At 66.8% G+C, this 20390-nt stretch carries 24 protein-coding genes and 1 tRNA gene; 20 read left to right on the top strand and 5 right to left on the bottom strand.

Annotation, left to right across the window (positions count from 1 at the left end):
- Window positions 1–8 precede the first annotated feature (8 nt).
- From J7J08_RS08030 to J7J08_RS08020, 3 genes are all read left to right on the top strand, one after another.
- The gene (locus J7J08_RS08030; protein WP_214903692.1) at window positions 9–380 is read left to right on the top strand and encodes a hypothetical protein; all 372 of its coding nucleotides are present in this window, start codon (window positions 9–11) and stop codon (window positions 378–380) included.
- Window positions 381–452: 72 nt separating this feature from the next.
- Window positions 453–1136 (top strand): response regulator transcription factor, encoded by a 684-nt coding sequence (locus J7J08_RS08025; protein ID WP_004136763.1) that lies wholly within the window; start codon window positions 453–455, stop codon window positions 1134–1136.
- A gap of 26 nt (window positions 1137–1162) precedes the next feature.
- Window positions 1163–2587 carry a sensor histidine kinase gene (locus tag J7J08_RS08020; RefSeq protein WP_214903688.1) on the top strand — a complete coding sequence of 475 codons (1425 nt, stop codon included), beginning with the start codon at window positions 1163–1165 and terminating at the stop codon, window positions 2585–2587.
- Window positions 2588–2698: 111 nt separating this feature from the next.
- Here the strand turns inward: J7J08_RS08020 and J7J08_RS08015 are convergent, their stop codons facing one another.
- Both J7J08_RS08015 and J7J08_RS08010 read right to left on the bottom strand, forming a co-directional pair.
- The gene (locus tag J7J08_RS08015; RefSeq protein ID WP_214903685.1) at window positions 2699–3496 is read right to left on the bottom strand and encodes a M90 family metallopeptidase; all 798 of its coding nucleotides are present in this window, start codon (window positions 3494–3496) and stop codon (window positions 2699–2701) included.
- On the bottom strand, window positions 3463–3738 hold the full coding sequence (locus J7J08_RS08010) for a hypothetical protein (protein WP_214903682.1): 276 nt from the start codon (window positions 3736–3738) through the stop codon (window positions 3463–3465). Before J7J08_RS08010 ends, J7J08_RS08015 begins: the two co-directional genes overlap by 34 nt.
- A 132-nt stretch (window positions 3739–3870) precedes the next feature.
- Here J7J08_RS08010 and birA point away from each other — a divergent pair, with 132 nt between their 5' ends.
- The 4 genes from birA to J7J08_RS07990 all read left to right on the top strand — a co-directional run bounded on the left by birA (window position 3871) and on the right by J7J08_RS07990 (window position 6655).
- Window positions 3871–4836: a bifunctional biotin--[acetyl-CoA-carboxylase] ligase/biotin operon repressor BirA gene (birA, locus tag J7J08_RS08005; protein ID WP_214904117.1), complete on the top strand. Its 966-nt coding sequence runs from the start codon at window positions 3871–3873 to the stop codon at window positions 4834–4836.
- A complete protein-coding gene (locus J7J08_RS08000) occupies window positions 4833–5570 on the top strand; it encodes a type III pantothenate kinase (protein WP_214903681.1) in 738 nt (245 codons plus the stop codon). Before birA ends, J7J08_RS08000 begins: the two co-directional genes overlap by 4 nt.
- A 9-nt stretch (window positions 5571–5579) precedes the next feature.
- Window positions 5580–6383, top strand: a complete 804-nt coding sequence (locus J7J08_RS07995) for an SPOR domain-containing protein (RefSeq protein WP_214903679.1) — start codon at window positions 5580–5582, stop codon at window positions 6381–6383.
- 196 nt (window positions 6384–6579) lie between these two features.
- Window positions 6580–6655 (top strand) — tRNA-Thr (locus tag J7J08_RS07990).
- A gap of 10 nt (window positions 6656–6665) precedes the next feature.
- Here the strand turns inward: J7J08_RS07990 and J7J08_RS07985 are convergent.
- Complete coding sequence (locus tag J7J08_RS07985; protein ID WP_214903677.1) at window positions 6666–6995, bottom strand: hypothetical protein; 330 nt, start codon at window positions 6993–6995, stop codon at window positions 6666–6668.
- A 31-nt stretch (window positions 6996–7026) separates the two neighbouring features.
- Here J7J08_RS07985 and J7J08_RS07980 point away from each other — a divergent pair, with 31 nt between their 5' ends.
- From J7J08_RS07980 to J7J08_RS07945, 7 genes are all read left to right on the top strand, one after another.
- Window positions 7027–8031: a transglutaminase-like domain-containing protein gene (locus J7J08_RS07980; protein WP_214903675.1), complete on the top strand. Its 1005-nt coding sequence runs from the start codon at window positions 7027–7029 to the stop codon at window positions 8029–8031.
- Window positions 8028–8246: a hypothetical protein gene (locus J7J08_RS07975; protein WP_214904140.1), complete on the top strand. Its 219-nt coding sequence runs from the start codon at window positions 8028–8030 to the stop codon at window positions 8244–8246. Before J7J08_RS07980 ends, J7J08_RS07975 begins: the two co-directional genes overlap by 4 nt.
- A 36-nt stretch (window positions 8247–8282) precedes the next feature.
- On the top strand, window positions 8283–8786 hold the full coding sequence (locus tag J7J08_RS07970; RefSeq protein ID WP_214903673.1) for a hypothetical protein: 504 nt from the start codon (window positions 8283–8285) through the stop codon (window positions 8784–8786).
- Window positions 8783–9214, top strand: a complete 432-nt coding sequence (locus J7J08_RS07965; protein WP_214903671.1) for a hypothetical protein — start codon at window positions 8783–8785, stop codon at window positions 9212–9214. Before J7J08_RS07970 ends, J7J08_RS07965 begins: the two co-directional genes overlap by 4 nt.
- A 400-nt stretch (window positions 9215–9614) precedes the next feature.
- The gene (rocF, locus tag J7J08_RS07955; protein ID WP_214903668.1) at window positions 9615–10538 is read left to right on the top strand and encodes an arginase; all 924 of its coding nucleotides are present in this window, start codon (window positions 9615–9617) and stop codon (window positions 10536–10538) included.
- A 179-nt stretch (window positions 10539–10717) separates the two neighbouring features.
- Window positions 10718–10855, top strand: coding sequence for an entericidin A/B family lipoprotein (locus tag J7J08_RS07950; protein WP_095362578.1), 138 nt, complete (start codon window positions 10718–10720; stop codon window positions 10853–10855).
- 182 nt (window positions 10856–11037) lie between these two features.
- On the top strand, window positions 11038–11259 hold the full coding sequence (locus J7J08_RS07945) for a CsbD family protein (RefSeq protein WP_214903665.1): 222 nt from the start codon (window positions 11038–11040) through the stop codon (window positions 11257–11259).
- 96 nt (window positions 11260–11355) lie between these two features.
- Here J7J08_RS07945 and J7J08_RS07940 read toward each other — a convergent pair whose 3' ends face one another.
- Entirely contained in the window at window positions 11356–12177 is an 822-nt protein-coding gene (locus tag J7J08_RS07940; protein ID WP_214903662.1) for a hypothetical protein, read from the bottom strand.
- Between the two features lie 108 nt (window positions 12178–12285).
- Here J7J08_RS07940 and J7J08_RS07935 point away from each other — a divergent pair, with 108 nt between their 5' ends.
- The 4 genes from J7J08_RS07935 to J7J08_RS07920 all read left to right on the top strand — a co-directional run bounded on the left by J7J08_RS07935 (window position 12286) and on the right by J7J08_RS07920 (window position 16714).
- Entirely contained in the window at window positions 12286–13575 is a 1290-nt protein-coding gene (locus tag J7J08_RS07935) for a tryptophan--tRNA ligase (RefSeq protein ID WP_214903658.1), read from the top strand.
- A gap of 74 nt (window positions 13576–13649) precedes the next feature.
- On the top strand, window positions 13650–13988 hold the full coding sequence (locus J7J08_RS07930) for a hypothetical protein (RefSeq protein ID WP_214903655.1): 339 nt from the start codon (window positions 13650–13652) through the stop codon (window positions 13986–13988).
- Window positions 13989–14044: 56 nt separating this feature from the next.
- Window positions 14045–14977 (top strand): MBL fold metallo-hydrolase, encoded by a 933-nt coding sequence (locus J7J08_RS07925; protein ID WP_214903652.1) that lies wholly within the window; start codon window positions 14045–14047, stop codon window positions 14975–14977.
- Between the two features lie 84 nt (window positions 14978–15061).
- Window positions 15062–16714 carry a M28 family metallopeptidase gene (locus tag J7J08_RS07920; RefSeq protein ID WP_214904114.1) on the top strand — a complete coding sequence of 551 codons (1653 nt, stop codon included), beginning with the start codon at window positions 15062–15064 and terminating at the stop codon, window positions 16712–16714.
- Between the two features lie 243 nt (window positions 16715–16957).
- Here J7J08_RS07920 and J7J08_RS07915 read toward each other — a convergent pair whose 3' ends face one another.
- A complete protein-coding gene (locus tag J7J08_RS07915) occupies window positions 16958–18292 on the bottom strand; it encodes an MFS transporter (RefSeq protein WP_214903649.1) in 1335 nt (444 codons plus the stop codon).
- 211 nt (window positions 18293–18503) lie between these two features.
- On the opposite strand from J7J08_RS07915, the gene yedA reads away from it, so the two are divergent.
- Window positions 18504–19406 (top strand): drug/metabolite exporter YedA, encoded by a 903-nt coding sequence (gene yedA, locus J7J08_RS07910; protein ID WP_214903646.1) that lies wholly within the window; start codon window positions 18504–18506, stop codon window positions 19404–19406.
- Window positions 19403–20317 (top strand): EamA family transporter RarD, encoded by a 915-nt coding sequence (gene rarD, locus J7J08_RS07905; protein WP_214903643.1) that lies wholly within the window; start codon window positions 19403–19405, stop codon window positions 20315–20317. Before yedA ends, rarD begins: the two co-directional genes overlap by 4 nt.
- The last annotated feature ends 73 nt before the right edge of the window (window positions 20318–20390 follow it).

Here is a 20390-nt window from a genome sequence, read left to right as displayed (position 1 = left end):
CAGACCCGATGTTCTCCGTGACCTGCCACCGCCGTTTTGCCGTCATCGCCCTCCTGGCGAGCGGTGCCGTTGCTGCCATCGGCAGTGCCGGCGCACAGGTCCCCCAGCCGGATCCGGCCCGGGCCGAAGCAATGGCGCGGGCGTCCCGCGGGGCTCCCCAGGAACGATCCCTGTCCGATGCCGTGCGCCGGGTCCAGCGGACCACCGGCGGCCACATCCTGGGCGCGGAACGGGTGCCCTACGACGGCCGGGACATCAACCGGGTGAAATACATGGATGACAGGGGGCGCGTCCGCTACATGGACGACCCGGCCCAGCCGCGTTCACAGCCCCGCACGCCGCGTTCGGATATGTCATCACTACGCGGCGATAACCCCTGAACGGGGATAGTTGTCCGCAGTCATCTGTTAGCCACTGGCCCCAGGCCACACCCAGGACACTAGGGAGAGTTCATGCGTATCCTTCTGGTCGAAGACGAAGCCCCGCTGCGGGAAACCCTTGCAGCCCGGCTCAAGCGCGAAGGCTTTGCCGTCGATGCCGCGCAGGACGGTGAGGAAGGTCTGTACATGGGCCGCGAAGTGCCGTTCGACGTAGGCATCATTGATCTGGGCCTGCCCAAGATGTCGGGCATGGAACTGATCAAGGCGCTGCGCGACGAGGGCAAGAAGTTCCCCGTGCTGATCCTCACCGCCCGCTCGAGCTGGCAGGACAAGGTCGAAGGGCTCAAGCAGGGCGCCGACGATTACCTCGTCAAGCCGTTCCACGTCGAAGAGCTGCTGGCACGCGTCAACGCGCTGCTGCGCCGCGCGGCGGGGTGGAGCAAGCCAACGCTCGAATGCGGTCCGGTTGCGCTGGATCTTGCCGCGCAGACGGTCAGCGTTGCAGGCAGCAACGTGGACCTCACCAGCTACGAGTACAAGGTGCTCGAATACCTGATGATGCATGCCGGTGAACTGGTCTCCAAGGCCGACCTCACCGAACACATCTACCAGCAGGATTTCGACCGCGACTCGAACGTGCTGGAAGTGTTCATCGGGCGCCTGCGCAAGAAGCTGGATCCGGACGGCGAACTGAAGCCGATCGAAACCGTGCGTGGCCGCGGCTATCGCTTCGCGATTCCGCGCAACGAGGGCTGAGCCGTTAGTCCGGCGACGAAGGGATGATGTCAGGCCGTCTGTGGTTCTTTAAACGCTGGCGGCCGCGCTCCCTGCAGGCACGCCAGCTGCTGGCTGCCAGTGTGAGCCTGCTCGCCTTCCTGGCGATTGCAGGCTACGCGCTGGATGCCGCGTTCGCCGATACGGCGCGCGCCAACCTGCGCGAGCGCCTGAAAAACTATGCCACCGCCTATGCGGCCGGCATCGATTTCACCCGCGACCGCTCGCTGTACATCCGCGAACAGCCGCCGGATCCGCGCTTCGACGTACCCGGTAGCGGCCTGTACCTCCAGGTCGTAATGCCGGACGGCAAGGGCAACTCCATGTCCGCCGAAGGCCCGATGCTGCCCACCGTGGGCGGCAAGCTGCTGGCCCCGCGGCAGGAAGTGTTCGAAGGCCCGCTGCCGATGATCCAGATCGACGGTAGCCAGGGCTCCGTGTACCGCTACGGCCTGGGCCTGGTGTGGGACGCCGACGCTGACCCGGCCACCGAATTCCCGTACACCATCTACGTGATGGAAGACTCGCGCGCACTCGGTGCGCAGCTGCGCGTGTTCCGTGGCCGGGTGTGGTTCTGGATGGGTGGCGCCGGTCTCATCCTGCTGCTGTTGCAGACGGTGATCCTGCAGTGGAGCCTGCGCCCGATGCGCCGCGTGATCACCGAGCTGACCAAGGTACAGCGCGGCGAAACCGAGCGCATGAGCGAACGCCACCCGCGCGAACTCGAACCGCTCACCGACAGCATCAATGCCTTCATTGAAAGCGAGCGCGAGAACCTCGAGCGCCAGCGCAACACCCTGGCCGATCTCGCCCACAGCCTGAAAACGCCCTTGGCCGTGTTGCGCACGCAGCTGGACAGCGGTGCACAGGACCAGGACCTGCGCCAGGAATTCGATGTACAGCTGCGCCGCATGAACAACCTGGTGTCCTACCAGCTGGCGCGTGCGGCGTCGTCGGGCCACAAGCTGTTCTCGGCACCGTTGCCGATCGAGTCCAATGCCGAGGAAATCGTGCGCGGGCTGGAGAAGGTGTATGCGGCCAAGGGCGTGCTGTGTGAGTTCGACATCGATGAAGCCGCGCGCTTCCATGGTGAGCCGGGCGACCTGCAGGAGCTGCTGGGCAACCTGTTGGAGAACGCGTTCAAGTGGGCCAACCGCCGCGTGCTGCTCACCGCCAAGCCGTTCAGTGTGCCGGGCATGCGCCGCGCCGGGCTGGTGCTGTCGGTGGACGATGACGGCCCGGGCATTGCCCCGGACGATATCGCCAAGGTGCTGCAGCGTGGCGTACGCGGCGATGAGCGTGTGCAGGGCCACGGCATTGGCCTGTCGATCGTGCAGGACCTGATCAAGGACTACCGCGGCGAACTGCAGGTCAAGCGTTCGCCGGAACTGGGCGGTGCCCGCTTTGAAGTGAAGTTGCCACCGGGGCCGTGACGCAACGGCGTACCGACCAACGGTCGGTACCTGCCAACCGCGTTCCGCGGTCGTGCATCCGTATACGTGCCCACCGTTGAGCGATACATCTTCCCCGGTAGGTACCGACTGTTAGTCGGTACGGAGCTCAAACGAAGGCGGCGCCCCATAGAACCGCCGCAGATGCCCCGCAACCACCGGCATTTCTGCTTCCAGCACGTCCGGCGCCGAGAAATGGTACTCCGTCGCCACGGCAAAGAACTCGTCCGGTGCTTCAGCAGCGTACGGATCTATCACCGTCTCCACCCCTGCATCCACCTGCGCGCACAGCGCATCGAACGCCTGCTGGAAATCGCGTGCCCATTGCTGCTGCCACGCACGCGGCAGCGGCGGCGTGCCATCGAGCACGCCATCCAGCACATCAATGCGGTGCGCCATTTCATGCACCACCACGCACGCGCCTTCATGCGGATGCTTCAGCTCGGCCTGCACGTCATGCCAGGACAGCAGCAGGGGTCCGTTGTGCGAGACCTGGCCGATGGCTTCCTCTTCCCACTCGTGCAGTACCCCGTCTTCGTCCATCTCGCTCTGCGGCACGATGAAACCTTCGGGGTACACCAGCACCTGCGACCAGCCGCGCAGACCCACCTCACCCAGTTCCAACAGCGGCAGGCAGCACAGTGCGGCAATCAGTACCGCATCGTCATCGCTCAGCTGCAGCCCACCAAGGGGGGTAATGGTCTTGTCGTGCAGGAATGCAGCAGCCAGCACACGCAAGCGCTGCACGCGCTCGGGCGGCAACCCGCGCAGCCACGCGGTGCGCTGGCAGGTGCGTTGCCAGGCGGTATCGGGAATCGGGCGCGGTGACGACCGCAGCCAGCGCAACAACGACTGGATCAGCGGAACATGCCCGGCAGGAAGCTGTGCCATTTCGGCGCACGCAGGCGCGGCAATACATCGTCATCGCCGCCACCACCGGCGCTGCCCGGCGCGGTGGCGCTGGGCTTGACCGTGGACGGGGCCGTGCTGGCCGGCGTTGCCGGCGTTGCCGCGCGCTCGCCTTCAGCTGCCGAATACACGCAGCCGCCCCGGCCCGAACTGGTCAGCGCATCGGAAGCATGCGCAGCCATGGGGGCCATCAGCAGGATCAGGCAATGGGCGAACGGGCGCATCGTCAATATCCGGAGGGGCGAGGAGGTCAATCTTCGATTCTAGCCCGATTCACCGCCTCAATTGGAAGCCCCCGGCGGGCGCTGCCCGGCGCTTTCCCGCATACTTTTGTCGATCAACCGATGGAAGCTGCCGTGGACGACCGCCAACTGCTGGCCAAACTGGGCGCCGGGCGACTGTCCGGCGACGCGCTGGCCCGCGAGCTGGGCCAGACCCGTGCCGCAATATGGAAGCGAATTCAAGGGCTTAGGGCGGCCGGCATCGAGATCGACGGCCGTGCCGGTGATGGCTATCAGTTGCAGCACCACCTGGATCTGCTCGAGGCCGAGGCCATCACCGCCCGGCTGCCGCCCGCGCTGACACCTCTGCTGGATACCCTCGAGGTGGCCTGGACCGTGGGGTCGACCAATACAGAATTGTTGCGGTGCAGCGCGCCAGAGCGCGGCGCGCGGGTGCTGCTGGCCGAGCGCCAGACCGGCGGCCGCGGCCGTCGCGGCCGGGCCTGGGCCTCGCCGCTGGCTGCGCATGTGTACCTGTCGGTACTGCGCGGCTTCGCTGGCGGGCTGTCGCGGCTGGGCGGGCTGAGCCTGGTCGCGGGCGTGGCGGTGGCCGAGGCCCTGCGCGCGCATGGCGTCGCCCAGGTCGGGCTGAAGTGGCCGAATGACATCGTGGTGGACGGGCACAAGCTGGGCGGCCTGCTGGTCGAAGGCGGCGGCGAATTTGCCGGCCCCGCGCGCGCGGTGATCGGGCTGGGCATCAACGTGCGCATGCCGGCGGCCTTCGCGGCCGGGATCACCCAGCCGTGGACCGACCTGGCCACGCTGCTGGGCAACGACATCGAGCGCAACGACGTGGTGGCCTGGCTGCTGGCAGCCCTGCTGCCGGCGCTGGACGCATTCGAGCGCGACGGCCTGGCGCCGTTCCTCCCACGCTACGCCGCGCTGGACAGCCTGGCCGGGCGCGCCGTGCGCGTGGACGATGGTGGTGTGATGCATGAGGGCCAGGCGCTGGGGCTGGCCGACGACGGTGCGCTGCGCGTGCATGTCGGCGGCGGCGAACGGGTGTTCCATGCCGGGGAAGTCAGCGTGAGGGCGCAATGAGCGATTGGTTGTTCGATCTTGGGAATTCGCGGTTCAAGTTCGCGCCGCTGCAGGGCAACCGCGCCGGCGATGTGCAGGCGTGGCCGCACGGCGCCGAAGCGATGCCGGCCGACGCGTTGGCACAGCTGCCCAGCGGTGGCACCGCCTACGTGGCCAGCGTGGCCGCCGCCGCACTCACCGCCAGCATGCTTGAGGTACTGCGCGCGCGCTTCACCCACGTGCGCGTGGCAACCACCGAAGCCAGCTGCGCGGGCGTGCGCATCGCCTACGCCGATCCGTCGAAGTTTGGCGTGGACCGTTACCTCGCGCTGATCGCCGCCGCTGAACGACGCGAAGCCGTGGTGGTGGCCGGCGTCGGCACCGCGCTCACCATCGATCTGCTCGATGCCGATGGCCAGCATCACGGCGGCCGCATTGCCGCCTCGCCAACCACCATGCGCGAAGCCCTGCACGCGCGCGCGGTGCAGTTGCCGGCGCAGGGTGGCAACTACAGCGAGTTCGCCAACGACACTGCCGACGCGCTGGCCTCCGGTTGCGACGGCGCGGCCGTGGCGCTGATCGAACGCAGCCGCCTCCAGGCAGCCTCCGTGTTGGGCAGGGTGCCCGCATTGCGGGTGCATGGCGGCGGTGCACCGGCGCTGATGCCGTTGCTGGGCGATGCGCAGTTCCAGCCGGCGCTGGTACTCGATGGCCTCGCGCGCTGGGCGGTGCACCAGCCACCGGCGTCGCGGTAGGATCGCCGCATGCTGACTCGTGCCCTGATCGTCGTACTGGCCATCCTCAACGTAGGCGTCGCGCTGTGGTGGATGCTGCGCGGCGAACCCGCGCCGGTATCCGCTGAAGCGCCCCCGACCGGCGTGGCCAGCCTGCAGTTGCTCGACACCCCGAAAGCAGCCGTACCGGCAGCAGCGCCGACCGCCGCAACGACAGCCCTGGCCGACGCCACGCCCGAACCGAAGCCAACCGTACCCCCGGTAGCGCCGGCCGTTGGCCGGCCCACGGACACTCCACCAACGCCGGCCAACACCACGCCCGCTGCCGCCCCACCAACGCCTGCGCCCACCGCACCCGCCACCCCGGCTGCCCTCGTATGCGTCAGCCTCGGCCCGTTTGCCGATCGCGACACCGCCATGGCCGCCCAGGCCAAGGCCGGCGGGTTGGTCCAGCGCTCTCGCCTGCGCGAAGTGCCCAAGCCGGGTGCCAGCAGCACGTACCGGGTGATGATGCCGGCCGCCGCCAGCCGCGAAGAGGCCCAGGCCACGGTCAAACGCATTGCCGCCGCCGGGATCAGCGATTACTACATCATGGCCCAGGGCGAAGACGCCAACGCCATCGCCCTGGGGCAGTACCGCAACCGTGAAGGCGCCGAGCGGCGCATGACGGCGCTGGCAGCGGCCGGCTTCAACGCCCGCCTGGTCGGCGGCAGCGAAGGCGCCGAGCAATGGTGGGTGGATGCGGCCCTTGCCGACAAGGCCAGCCCCGCCGCCGCCCGCCAGCGCAGCGGCGCCACCCAGCAACGCTCGCTGGAATGCGCGGGCGTGCGCTAGAATCGCCGTCCGCGCCGGCCATGCCGTCGCCGTGCCTTTGCCGGCATAGCTCAGTTGGTAGAGCAACCGCCTTGTAACTCGGACGCGGTTGTTATGGCGACAGGCCGGAAGGCTAAGCGCGGCAAGGTTTTAGGCTCGCCAGCGCGTAAACTGTGGGTCGAGTCGAACACGGTTTGAGCAAGAGAAGTACGACATCGCCGCTTTAGCTCAGTCGGTAGAGCAACTGATTTGTAATCAGTAGGTCGTCCGTTCGATTCGGACAAGCGGCACCATCTCTCGTAGTCAGCGCCGCTTTGCGCTGCTCTTTCTGGACTTCGGCTGCAGCCTGGGCGCGCGCTGCTCCAGGTATTCGCCCAGCAGCCAGAGCGGCGGCTTACTGGCATTGCTCAGGGGGAGTGCATGAAGCGGGTAGGGATTCTTCTGGTCGAAGCTGGTGCCGCGCAGCGAGCCGGCAGTTGCCGCCGCTCCCGCGACAGTGGCCGAGGCGCTGCCGAGGCAGGCTAAGGCGTCCGAGGGTCTGCCGTCGGAGCCGGAGAGGCCATGACGGCGGCCGAGAAGTAGGCGCAGCAGGAGAAGTGGTTCGGCGCCGAGACGATCGTCGCGGCTAGACATCAGCTCCCGGCAGGGTCTAGCATCGCCGAGAATGGGGAGCCGAGCGAGTCGCCGATGGATCGTTTGGGCTTGGGGCGCGTGGTTACTCGTCCTGGCCCCCTTTGCGTGGGCGACGCCTGACATTTCCTCGCTGCACGCCCAATTCCAGCTTCCCGATGATCGCGTCGATTACGCCGACGCCAAGCTGGTGGTGGACCGCATCATCGACCCGTCCACCGACATCGCGGGCGTGCGCCGACAACTCAACCAATGGGAACATGCTGTGCGCGGCAACGTGCCCGCCAACCCTACGGCGCGTCAGGTTCTCGACGCGTTGCTCAAGACGCTCTACGTGTCGGGCGAGTGGAACCAGGCCAAGCCTTTCACCTACGACTTGTCAGACCCGCTGGGCAAGAACCAGAAGAACAAGCAACTAGCCACCTACCTGGCCACGCGCAAGGGCAACTGCGTTTCAATGCCCATCCTCTTTGCAATTCTGAGTCAGAGACTGGGCTTGCCTATCGCGTTGGCCACCGCGCCTAACCACGTGCTGGTCAAGTTCGCCGACGATACACAGCAGGTGTGGTTGAACGTCGAGGCTACCGCGGGCGGCTTCAAATACGACAGCAACTACCAGCGCGAGACGGGGATCTCCGAAGCGGCGTTGGACAGCGGGCTCTACCTGCGTCCGCTATTGCCGCACGAGGGCGTGGGTGTCATCGCTAGTTCGCTGATGGAGCACTACGGCGCGAAGAAGGACGGCGATGCGGTGATGGCCGTCGCCGACTTGGCGCTGGCCGCCAACTCCAAGGACTCGGTGGCCATGATCTGGAAGGCCAATGCTTACTATCTCCAGACGCAGCAGCGCTTCACGTCCAGATATCCCAACGCGGCGGACGTGCCACCTGCGCTGCACGACGAATACCGCCGCTTGACCCGCGAAAATTTGACTTGGTACGCCAAGGCCGAACAACTCGGCTGGGTGCAGAGGACGCCTGAGCAGGACGCCAGCTACCTACAATCCATCCAGCGCGAGAAGGCGCGAAGGGGACAATGATGCGCAAGATCATTTCAGGGCTGTTGAGCGTGGCGCTGTGCGCTACTGTCTTCAACGCGTCGGCGCGGTTCGTTTCAACCGACCCTGTCCAAGCCGACCCGAACTCAGGCGCCAACTACAACCGCTACTGGTATGGGAACAACAATTCCTATCGCTTCACCGACCCAGACGGACGCCTGTCGCGCGGCACCGGCTGGACGGATAAGCAGTGGTAGCAGTTCGACGGCGCCCAGCAGGGCGCCGCCGGCAGCTTGGAAAAAGCGGCGGGCAAGATCAACGGCGCACTGGCCGAAGGGGGCAAGGCGCTCCAGCGCGCCGGGAAGTCGTTCGAACGCAACTTCGGCGCCGGAACTGCCACGTCGGAGAACATGGCCAAGGCCGCAGCCGACATGGGGTCGATGGCCTCAGCCCTCCACGACACTGGCTCTGGTGCAATCCCCGCGAATGCTATGACTGGCCAGGCTCTGGCTGCTGCTTACCCTGGCGTGGGTGCCGACACCCTGGCCGGTGTACCGACATCCGGACCCACGCAGGTGTTAGTGAATATTTCCCACCCCGGCTTCAACAGCGCGTCCACGCTTGCTTGGGGCGCCGGCCACGAAACCGGGCATGCGGTGCTGGGCTATAAGGATCAGCGGATGAATGGTATTCCGGCCTACAAGTTCGGTACGCCGCAGCAGCAGGAAATCTTCAATGCGCTGCCAGGGCAGCAGCGGTTGATTAACCCCGATCACTTGATGGATCAGGCGCGGTGAATCGCGGCCTGCCTCTGCTGACATTGGCGGTGCTCAGCGCTTGTGCTTCCTCATCATCCATCCGCTGGGCGCCGCCTACCGACTTCGCCTTGGACATAGCGGACAACCCAGCCCAGCAACACTTCGACCTCACCCTGACTTCCAAGGCGACCGAACCGCTGTGTCTGTCCAAGGAAGCCTGGCCGGCCGAAGCCGGTCTGCCACTGGGTTTCGACGGCGCAACACTCAACACATCTACCGGTCCTCAGGAACTGCTGCCCACGGGTAGCGCATATTGCCCTGGTGGATGCGGCGAAGTGCGTGTGGAGTCAGGCCAATCGGTTCGCGGCGTCCTGCCTTACGCAGCCTTCGGCGACGCTGCAGCCATTGCTGCTGATTCGACGCGCTCGCTGTCATTTGAGATTCATCCGTACATCTGTAGCAGGTAGCACCGCCTTGCCCCACGCCTTGAGTTTGTCTGGGCTGGCGTCCACCGCGCGCCGCCGCATGCCGTTCATGTTCACGTTGCCAACCGGATTCGGTGGCAGGTCGGGGAACTGGCGCAGGGCTCGGTTGTAGCGGTTTTATCCCTCATCTCGGTGTCGGCGTACAGGACCGACTTGCCCGGCCCGGGCCGGGGTGCCCTCTTGACGAGGGGCTGGGTGATCTTCGACTTCATGCTGGCTCCGTGTGACGGTGCCACGGCTCGGACACGGTTTTCGCACCGCAAGGTGCCGTGTTCAGACGCGCTCGGTGGTCAGGCCTTCGGCAGCCGCTGCTGCGCCGCCGCGAGTGGTTTGGCGGGCGGATCACTACACTGGTGTGATTTTCCGTGTGTGTGGAGTCAGCATGAGCAATCGTCAACCTGCGGTGTCCCTGATCGGCGTACCCACGGATATCGGGGCGGGCGCCCGGGGGGCCGGACTGGGGCCGGAGGCGCTGCGTATCGCCGGCCTGGGCGAGGCCTTGGCCGCGCGTGGCGTGGACGTGCGCGACTGCGGGAACCTGGATGGCCCGCGCAATCCCTGGGCCGCGCCGGAGCAGGGCTACCGCCATCTGGATGAAGTGGTAGCGTGGAACCGTGCGCTGATGGACGCCACCTACGCCGAACTGCAGGACGGCCGCCTGCCGATCATGCTCGGCGGCGACCACTGCCTGGGCATCGGCTCGATCACCGCCGTGGCGCGCTGGTGCCGCGAACAGGGCCGCACCCTGCGCGTGCTGTGGCTGGATGCGCATTCGGATTTCAACACCAGCGATGTCACCCCGTCGGGCAACGTGCACGGCATGCCGGTGGCCTGCCTGTGCGGGCTGGGCCCGGACGCGTTGACGAAACTTGGTGGCGATTCCCCCGCGATCTGCCCGCAACAGGTGCGCCAGATCGGCATCCGTTCGGTGGACCAGGAAGAAAAGCGCCTGATCAAGCAGCACAAGGTCGATGTGTACGACATGCGCTACATCGACGAGGCCGGCATGAAACGCGCGGTGGAGGCGGCGCTGGAAGGCATCGATGAAAACACCCACCTGCATGTCAGTTTCGACGTGGATTTCCTCGATCCGAGCATCGCCCCCGGCGTAGGCACCACCGTGCCGGGCGGCGTCAACTACCGCGAAGCGCAGTTGGTGATGGAAATGATCGCCGATACCGGGCGCATGGGCTCGCTGGACATCGTGGAGCTCAACCCGCTGCTGGACAACCGCAACGCCACCGCGGTGCTGGCCGTAGACCTGGTGGAAAGCCTGTTCGGCAAGTCCACGCTGATGCGCGACTGAGCGCCGGCGGGGTTTCCCGGCGCGCGGCTGAACGGCCACGCGTCGCGTTCACATCGATTGCACGCCTCAGCCCGCAGATTGCATCTCACGCGGCGGCGGTGCGCCAACGCCTCCGCGATCTGCAATAGGCAGGTGGGGCCGGATTTCGGTATTGACGTTGAACTAATCAGGAGAACCCTATGAAGCGTGTAATTGCACTGATGCTGTTGTCGATGGTCTCGCTGGCCATGCTGTCGGGCTGCAACACCGTTGCCGGTGCCGGCAAGGATGTGCAGAAGGCTGGCGAGTCGGTGGAAGACGCCGCCAAGGGCAACTGATCCCCGCCACTGCGTGGGGTGTCGAAGAAGCGCCGGGACATTCCCGGCGCTTTTTTATTGTCCCGCTCATGCCGTTCAATGAGGTGAGCGCGCGTTTCATCCGCGCTTGACCGCCGCCGAACATCGGATGACGCACTCTGTCTGCACGGCGACGATGCCGTTGCAATCGAGGAAGCGAACCCATGAACAAAGACATCATTTCCGGCAAATGGACGCAGCTCAAGGGCAAGGCGCAGGCGAAGTGGGGCGACCTCACCGACGACGATTTCAAGGTGGCCGAAGGCAATGCGGAATACCTGTCCGGCCGTCTGCAGGAACGCTATGGTTGGGAGCGTGATCGCGCCAACAAAGAAGTAGAAGCGTTCGAAAAGGAAGTTCGCAAGGACTATCCAGACTTCCACTGACCCGTTTGGCGGGCAGTGCGGCTCAGCGCCGCGACGAGGGTATGAAACCAGACGGGCCGCAGCGCGGCCCGTTCTTCATGTGCGGTGATGCTGGGTTCACCGCCAGCCATGGGCCGGCGGATCCGGCACGAAGCCCTCCGGAAATGCCTGCGGGACGCGCTCGCCCGTTCGGTAACGGGCTGGGATGACGCCGCGGGCGACCAGGTTGCGTTCGCTGTCGTAGCGCAGGTCCATGCGCTGCGCCGGCAGGCGGCTGGCACGCTCAAAGGGGGTGCTGCCCGAATACGACGTTTCGCGTTGGCCATGGCCGGTGCCCAGTGCCGGCGCGGGCGCCGCTGCCACCGAGCCGCTGGCCCGTGCCGAGGGCATCGCGCTGTCGGCGGCTTCGGCCGAGGCCCGTGCCTGCACCCGGCTTTTCTCGCGTGCCACAGGCGGTGCCCGCGAGGTCGGCGACACCCAGCGCTGGGCTTCGCTGAACACCGCGATGCCGACGACCCCGATATTGTCCGGGCGGCCGGTCCGGTCGGCATAGCTGTTGCCCGGGTTGGTGAACACAAACTTGGCCACCTCCCGCTGCGATTTGCGCCAGCCGGTGATATCCGCGCTCTGCCACGGCTCCAGCACGTAGCCGGTCTGGTCCGGGGTGGCCACCTCGCCGGTGATCACGTTGAGGCCATCCACCGACAGCACCACCAGCACCCGCCCGGCGCTGTTGTTGCGCAGGCGCACGGCGTAAGGCTGGCCCTGGCGGCCGGCCACCCAGTACTGGCCCCGGTGCAGGTAGGCCGGCAGTTCCAGGCGCTGGTCGCGTTCGACCAGGCTCAGCGTGACCGGGCCGGTATCGGCGCGGGGCGGGACAGCCGGCTTGAAGGCGCACAGGGCCAGCACGGCAAGCAGGGGCAGGGTCAGGCGTTTCATGGCGGGGCCTTCGCAGTTGGGTAATCCGTTCAACGCGCGAGGCCGGGCAACGGGGTTGCGCGTGGGCAGGTAAACTGGGGGCGTTCAACTGTCCGTAATGATTCCCACATGACCATCCGCGTTCTTACCGGCATCACCCCCTCCGGCACGCCCCACCTGGGCAACTACGTGGGCGCCATCCGCCCGGCCATCACGGCCAGCGCAGCGCCCGGCATCGAGAGCTTCTTCTTCCTGGCCGACCTGCACAGCCTGATCAAGGCGCAGGAGCCGGAGCGGACCCAGCGCTCGACCCTGGAGATCGCCGCCAGCTGGCTGGCGTGCGGGCTGGACCCGGACAAGGTCTGGTTCTACCGGCAGAGCGACATTCCCGAAACCACCGAGCTGATGTGGTTCCTCACCGCCATCGCCAGCAAGGGCATCCTCAACCGCGCCCATGCCTACAAGGCGGCCGTGGACAAGAACCGCGAAGAGCAGCTGGACGAGGATGCCGGCATCAGCGCCGGGTTGTTCATGTACCCGGTGCTGATGGCTGCCGACATCCTGATCTTCAAGGCCAACCGCGTGCCGGTGGGCCGCGACCAGATCCAGCACATCGAGATGGCGCGCGATTTCGCCCAGCGCTTCAACCACGTGTACGGCAAGGCGTATTTCCCGCTGCCGGAGGTGGTGATCGACGAGCAGGTCGCCACCCTGGCCGGCCTGGACGGCCGCAAGATGAGCAAGAGCTACCACAACACCATTCCGCTGTTCGCGCCGCGCGCGGAACTGGAGAAGCTGGTGTTCGCCATCCTCACCGATTCGCGTGCACCGGGTGAGCCCAAGAGCACCGAGGGCTCGGCGTTGTTCCAGATGTACCAGGCCTTCGCCAGCGCCGAGCAGACCGCCGCGTTCGCGCAGGCGTTTGCCGATGGCATCAGCTGGGGCGATGCCAAGCAGCAGCTGTTCGAGCGCATCGATGCCGAACTGACCCCGCTGCGCGAGCGCTACGACGCGCTGATGGCCGAGCCGGAGAAGATCGAGGCGCTGCTGCGCCGTCGCGGCCAGCGGCTGCGCGAGCAGTACGCCATTCCGCTGCTGAAGGAGCTGCGCCATGCGGTGGGCCTGCGCGACCTGTCCACCGCCGGCGACATTGCCGCCGAAGACGGTGGCGTGGCGCGCGCTGCGCCGCCACTGTTCAAGCAGTACCGCGAGAAGGATGGCCGCTTCTACTTCAAGCTGCAGGCCGGCGACGGCACGCTGCTGATCCAGAGCGAAGGCTTCGATTCGCCGCGCGATGCCGGCCAGCTGATCGGCGTGCTCAAGCAGGCCGAGCATGGCGACGCCCTGCAGAGCGAACTGTTCAAGCTGGAAGCGGAAGTGGATGCGGTGTTGGCCGCATTGCAGGCACTGCGCGAATAACACGGTAGCCACCGACCGTGGGTCGGTGCACGCAATCGGTAGCGCCGACCATTGGTCGGCAAACGGAGACCACGATGGCCTGGTTGTCGTTGTTGCTGTTCCTGCCCTGGTTCGTGCTGCTGGGCGCGCTGTACTGGCTGTTCCCGCGGCAGCCGCGCACCACCGCGCGGCGCCTGTTCGACGGCGTCGCGCTGCTGCTGGCCTTCGTGCTGAGCATCCTGGCCATGCTGTGGGGCCACCATATCGGCGTGGTGCAGAGCGATGCCGGGCCGATCTGGCGCCAGGTGCTGGCCGTGCTGTATGCCTACGGCGCGTTCCTGGCGGTGATGGTGGCCGCGCTGCTGCTGCGCGGCGCCTGGTTGGCGCAGCGTGCTACCAAAGCCGCATCGAAGTCGACGGGCGGAACGGCCTAGAATCATGCGTATCAACCAACGGTTGATACCTACCGGTTGCAGCCAAGGATGAGCCGATGTCCTCCGACCCCAGCATTTTCACCATCGACACTGCGTTCCAGCGCAGCGAATTCGACGCCGCCTACCTGATCGTGGAAAAGGACCGCGCCGCTTTCATCGATTGCGGTACCGGGCTTGCCGTGCCGGCCATGCTGGGCGCGCTCGAACGCGCCGGCTGCACGCCGGAACAGGTGGATTGGCTGGTGCTGACCCACGTGCACCTGGACCACGCCGGCGGTGCCGGCGTGCTCATGCAGCAGCTCCCCAACGCCCGCCTGGTGGTGCATCCACGCGGCGCGCCGCACATGGTCGACCCGACCCGCCTGATTGCCGGTGCAACCGAGGTCTATGGCGCGGCTGAGATTGCGCGCAGTTACGGCCCGATCCTGCCGGTGGCGCCCGACCGCGTGGTGATTGCCGACGACGGCCACCGCGTTGACCTGGCCGGCCGCAGCTTGTTGTGCCTGGATACGCCCGGGCACGCGCGGCACCACCTGTGCGTCTGGGACGAACGCAGCCGCAGCGTGTTCAGCGGCGATACCTTCGGCCTGTCCTACCGCGAACTCGACAGTGCGCGCGGCGCCTTCATCATTCCCACGTCCTCGCCGGTGCAGTTCGACCCCGAGCCGCTGAAGCATTCCATCGCGCGCCTGCTCGCGCTGCGGCCAGAGGCGGTATACCTCACCCATTACGGTCGCGTGGAAAACATTCCGGCACTGGCGGCGGACCTGGTGGAGCAGATCGATGCAATGGTGGAGATCGGGCGCCAATGCGACGAACGCCCCGACCGCCACCGCTGCCTGGTGGCGGCGCTGACCGCGCTGTACCAGGAACGCGCGCAGGCGCATGGTTGCCCGCTCGATGATGCGGCGGTGGCGCAGGTGCTGGCGATGGATATCGAGCTCAACGCGCAGGGCCTGGCCTGCTGGCTGGACCGCGACCGCCGCTGAGCGCATGGGCAGCGCCTGCACGGTAACCGGAGTGTCACGTTACACTCTGGCATTCCGTTTTTTCTGGTACCTGCCGTGAATCCGATGCGCATGCTGCTGTTGTCGTCCTGTCTGTTCGTGGGCGGCCTGGCCCACGCGGCCAATGACCTGCCGGGCGGCGGCATCGATCCTGAAGCGCTGTCGCGGCATGTGCGCATCCTGGCCTCGGACGAATTCGAAGGGCGCGCCCCGGCGTCGCCCGGCGAAGAGCGCACCGTGCAGTACCTGATCGAGCAGTTCCGCAACTCCGGCCTGCAGCCGGGCGGCGTGGACGGCAGTTGGGTGCAGCCGGTGCCGATGGTCCGTGCACAGGTGGAAGGCCCGGTACGCGCGCAGCTGCGCCAGAAGGGCAAGGCCCGCGCGCTGGAGAATGGCGTGGACGTGACCCTGCAGAGCCTGCGCCCGCAGGCCTCGGTAGACATCAAGGATGCGCCGCTGGTGTTCGTCGGCTACGGCATCGATGCACCCGAGCGCCAGTGGAACGACTACAAGGACGTGGACCTGCACGGCAAGATCGCGGTGATGCTGATCAACGACGCTGATTTCGAGGCAGACCGCCCCGGTGCTTTCGACGGCAAGGCGGTGACTTACTACGGCCGCTGGACCTACAAGTTCGAGGAAGCCGCACGCCATGGTGCCAAAGGCGTGCTGATCGTGCATGAAACCGCCCCGGCCGCCTATGGCTGGGCCACGGTGAAGAGCTCGGGCACCTCGCCGCTGTTCGACATCGAGCGCACCCCGGAACAGGCGCTGGCGCAGCACGTGCCGGTGCGCGGGTGGATGCAGCGCGCCCTGGCCGAACAGCTGTTCCGCGATGCCGGCCTGGATTTCGAGGCCGAGAAGCGCAAGGCCATGACCCCGGCCTTCCAGCCGGTGGTGCTGGGCGATGCCACGCTGTCGGCGCAGTTCAAGCTCAAGCGCGAGCAGGTCATCACCCGCAATGTCGTGGCCAAGCTGCCCGGCGGCGAGCATGGCGATGAAGCGGTGATCTTCTCCGCGCATTGGGACGCCTTCGGCATCGGCCAGCCCGATGCCAAGGGCGACCGCATCCGTCGTGGCGCCATCGACAACGCCACCGGCGTGGCCACCGTACTGGAGCTGGGCCGGGTGTTCGCCGCCGGCCCGCAGCCGCAGCGCACCCTGTACTTCGTGGCGCTGACCGCCGAGGAGAAGGGCCTGCTGGGCGCCAGCTACTACGCCGCGCATCCGCTGGCGCCGCTGGACAAGACCGCCGCGGTGATCAACATCGAGATGTTCAGCCCGGACGGCGCCACCCGCGACATCGCCTCCTGGGGCAAGGGCCGGGTCTCGCTGGAAGGCGATCTGGAACGCGTGGCCAAGGCGCGTGGGCGCAGCTACAGCCCGGACCCCAACCTGGAAGCGGGCTTCTTCTACCGCGCCGACCATTTCGCCTTCGCCCGCCTGGGCGTGCCGGCGATCACCATCGGCCCGGGGCTGGACAAGCTCGAGGGCGGCGTTGCCGCCGGCAAGGCGCTGCGCGAGAAGTACTTCGCCGACTGCTACCACCAGGCCTGCGATGCCTGGACCCCCAGCTGGGACCCGGCTGGCCACGCCGCCGACACCCTGCTGGTCTACGACCTGGGCGCTGAGCTGGCCAACAGCCGTCGGTGGCCGCATTGGGAAGAGGGCTCGGAGTTCCGCAAGGTCCGCGAGCGAAGCGACGCTGCGCGTCGCTGAGCGGTAGCGCCGCAGGGAGCGGCAGGAGCCGTTCCCAACGTTGCAGCGCAACGGCCCGAAGGGTGGCCGACAGGAAGGCGGCCATAACGTTGGCCAGCCCAGGCGGTGCCTGGCATGCCGACGCACCACTCAGGCTGCACGCACCAAACGAAAACGCCGGGGCATGCCCCGGCGTTCTGCTTTGCGGTGATGCCGGCCAACGGCCGGCGCTACCGATGCGTGCGACCTGCGGTCGCGGCACCCTTATTTCCGGGTGCCATCCAGGTAATTCGGGCCGTGGTTCTTCAGGAAGAACACATACACCACCAGCGACACCGCGATGATCGCCGTGACATAGATGGCGAAATCGCCCACCCGGTCGGTCTTCAGCGCACCCTGGTACAGCAGCGGCGCGGTGCCACCGAACAGCGAGTTGGCCATGGCATAGCCAAAGCCCACGCCCAGCGCACGCACGTGGGTGGGGAACAGCTCGGCCTTCACCACCGCGTTGATCGAGGTGTAGCCGGTGAGGATCACAAAGCCCAGCGCCAGGGTCAGGAAGGCGATCAGCGGGTCATGCTGGTTCGGCAGCTCGGTGATCAGGTACCAGCTGTACAGCAGGCCGCCCACGCCGAAGAACACCAGCAGGCTCTTGCGGCCCACGATATCCGACAGCCAGCCGCCGATCGGCTGCAGCAGCATCAGGAAGGTCAGCACGCCCAGGTTGATCAGCGTTCCGGTCATCACATCGGTGCCGGCGAACGCGCTCTGGATCATCTTCGGCCCGTTCACCGAGTAGGTGTAGAAGGCCACGGTGCCGCCGGCGGTGATCAGGAAGCACAGCAGCAGCGGGCGCCACTGGTGCACGAACAGCTCGTACATCGAGCCGGACGCCTTGGCGCGGCCTTCGCGGGCGGCTTCGATCGAATCTTCGCCCAGCGACTCATCCATCGAACGCCGCAGCCAGAACACCACGATCGCCGCCAGGCCGCCGATGCCGAACGCGATGCGCCAGCCCCAGGCCGAAATTTCCGGCTTTTCCCAGAACATCAGCATGGTGAACAGGGTCAGCTGCGCCAGCACATGGCCGCCCACCAGGGTGACGTAGTGGAACGAGGACAGGAAGCCACGCCGGCCGGGAATGGCCGCCTCGGACATGTAGGTGGCACTGGTGCCGTACTCGCCACCGGTGGCGAAGCCCTGCAGCAGGCGCGCGAACAGCAGGATCAACGCTGCCCAGCCGCCGATGCTGTTGGCCGTGGGGGTGAGTGCGATCAGGAACGAACAGGCCGCCATCATGGTGACGGACACGGTCAGCGCCAGGCGACGGCCGTAACGATCGGCAAAGCGGCCGAAGTACCAGGCGCCGATCGGGCGCATCAGGAAGGTGGCGGCGAAGATCGCCCACACGTACATGGTGGAATTCTTGTCGGCGGCCGAAAAGAACTGTGATTCGAAGTAGACCGCAAACACCGAGTAGACGTAGACGTCGTACCACTCGACAAGATTGCCTGCCGACCCCTTGAGGGTATTGGAGATCGAACGTTTCAGCGCGGCCTTGTCATTGGCGGGCGCGGAAAGGGAAGGGGAAATGCTCATGCTGGAAAACGGTCCTCGCGGTGGAGCGGTGGTTCTGGACAGCGCCTGCCCGCCCAGACGGCCGGGGCACCTGTTTTTACCTTACCCCACGTGCATGACCGGTGGGCATTGCACCATGTAACTAGTCCGGGCACGACAGCGTGCCACGACAGGGCATGCCGCGCCTGCCGCAAAGGCCTAGAATCGCGTCTCCCCCGCCCGCTGGTCCCGTATGGCCGCTACCCCCGCAACCCCGCAGGCCGCTCCCCGCAGCGGTCTGGTCGTCCTGGCCCTGCTGCTGGTGTACGTGGTGTGGGGGTCCACCTACCTTGGGATCCGCTTCGCCCTGGAAGGCGGGGCGCTGCCGTTGACGACCGTGTCCGGGGCCCGCTTCATCGTCGCCGGCACGCTGATGTACGCCGTGCTGCGCTGGCGGGGCATGCCCGCGCCTACCCGCAGGCAGTGGCGCAACCTGGGCATCATGGGCCTGACCATGCTGGTGCTGGGCAACGGTATGGTGGTGCTGGCCGAGCGCACCGTGTCCTCCGGCCTGGCCGCCACCGCCGTGGCCTCGGTGCCGCTGTGGATGGCGCTGTTCGGCGCCATGCGCGGGCAGCACGCCACCCGTGGCGAGTGGCTGGGCATCGCCATCGGCTTCCTGGGCGTGGTCTGGTTGAACGCCGGCAGCAGCCTCACCGCCTCCCCGCAGGGCCTCGTGCTGCTGCTGATCGCCCCGATCGGCTGGGCCTTCGGTTCGGTCTGGGCGCGCGGCCTGGACCTGCCCAGCCCGTTCATGACCGCCGCGGGGCAGATGCTGTGCGGCGGGGTGATGCTGGTCGCGCTGGGCCTGGCCACCGGCGAGCGCCCCACCGCCTGGCCCAGCATGAATGGGCTGCTGGCGGTGCTGTACCTGTGCATGTTCGGTTCCATCGTGGCCTTCACCGCCTATGTGTGGCTGCTGCAGAACGTGCGCCCGGCGCTGGCGGCCAGCTATGCCTACGTCAACCCGGTGATTGCCGTGCTGCTGGGCGCGCTGATCGGCAATGAGCACTTCGGCCCGCGCGACCTGCTGGCCATGGGGGTGATCCTGGCCGGCGTGCTGGTGCTGACCCTGGCAAGGACCCGCCGTAAATGAGTACGTTGGAACGGACGCCCCTGCAGGAACAGCGCCATGGTTTGGCCATCACTGCCTTCACCTTCACCCTGTGGGGGCTGGTGCCGGTGTACTGGCACCTGCTCAAGGCGGTGCCCTCGCAACAGATCATCGCCCACCGCATCATCTGGAGCACGGTGCTGGTGGTGGCCTGGCTGCTGCTCAGCAACGGCACCGGCTGGTGGAAGCAGATCGCCGCGCAGCCGCGCGCGCTGCCCACGCTGGCCTTGAGCAGCCTGGCCATCGCCTTCAACTGGGGCCTGTACATCTGGGCGATCAACGCCGGGCATGTGATCGAAACCAGCCTGGGCTACTTCATCAACCCGCTGGTCAGCGTGGTGCTGGGCGTGGTGGTGCTGAAGGAGCGCCTGCGTGGCCTGCAATGGCTCGCGGTGGCCTGCGCCGCGCTGGGCGTGGCCTGGCTGACCATCAACGCCGGGACCCCGCCCTGGATCGCACTGGGGCTGGCCTGCTCGTTCGGTCTGTACGGCCTGCTGCGCAAGATGATCTCGGTGGACCCGGTGGCCGGGCTGGGCATCGAAAGCCTGTACCTGTTCCTGCCGGCGATCGGCTTTGCGCTGTGGAGCGAGGCCGGACACGGCGGCGGTTTCTTCGGTGGCTGGGGCTGGCGCAACGACCTGCTGCTGATCCTGGGCGGCGCGGTGACCGCACTGCCGCTCATTGGCTTTGCCTATGGCGTGAAGCGTATCCCGCTGTCGCTGGTCGGCATCCTGCAATACATCGCCCCCAGCCTGGGCCTGCTGCTGGGCGTGTTCTTCTTCCGCGAACCGTTCGATGGCGCCAAGGCGGTAGGCTTCGCCGCGATCTGGACGGGGTTGTTGCTGTTCATTGGCGATAGCGTGTGGCGCTCGCGGGAGCCCGCACGCGCCTGATACCGCGCAGCCACGCAGGGCGTGGCTCTACGCACGGTTGCCGCGCGGCTACGCGGTCATGCCGGTAGAGCCA

Origin of the sequence: Stenotrophomonas sp. ISL-67 (genome assembly GCF_018612915.1) — a bacterium.
In the GTDB taxonomy this organism is placed as follows: domain Bacteria; phylum Pseudomonadota; class Gammaproteobacteria; order Xanthomonadales; family Xanthomonadaceae; genus Stenotrophomonas.
Note: the sequence above shows the minus strand (reverse complement) of the source record. Positions and strands in the feature narration are given on the sequence as shown.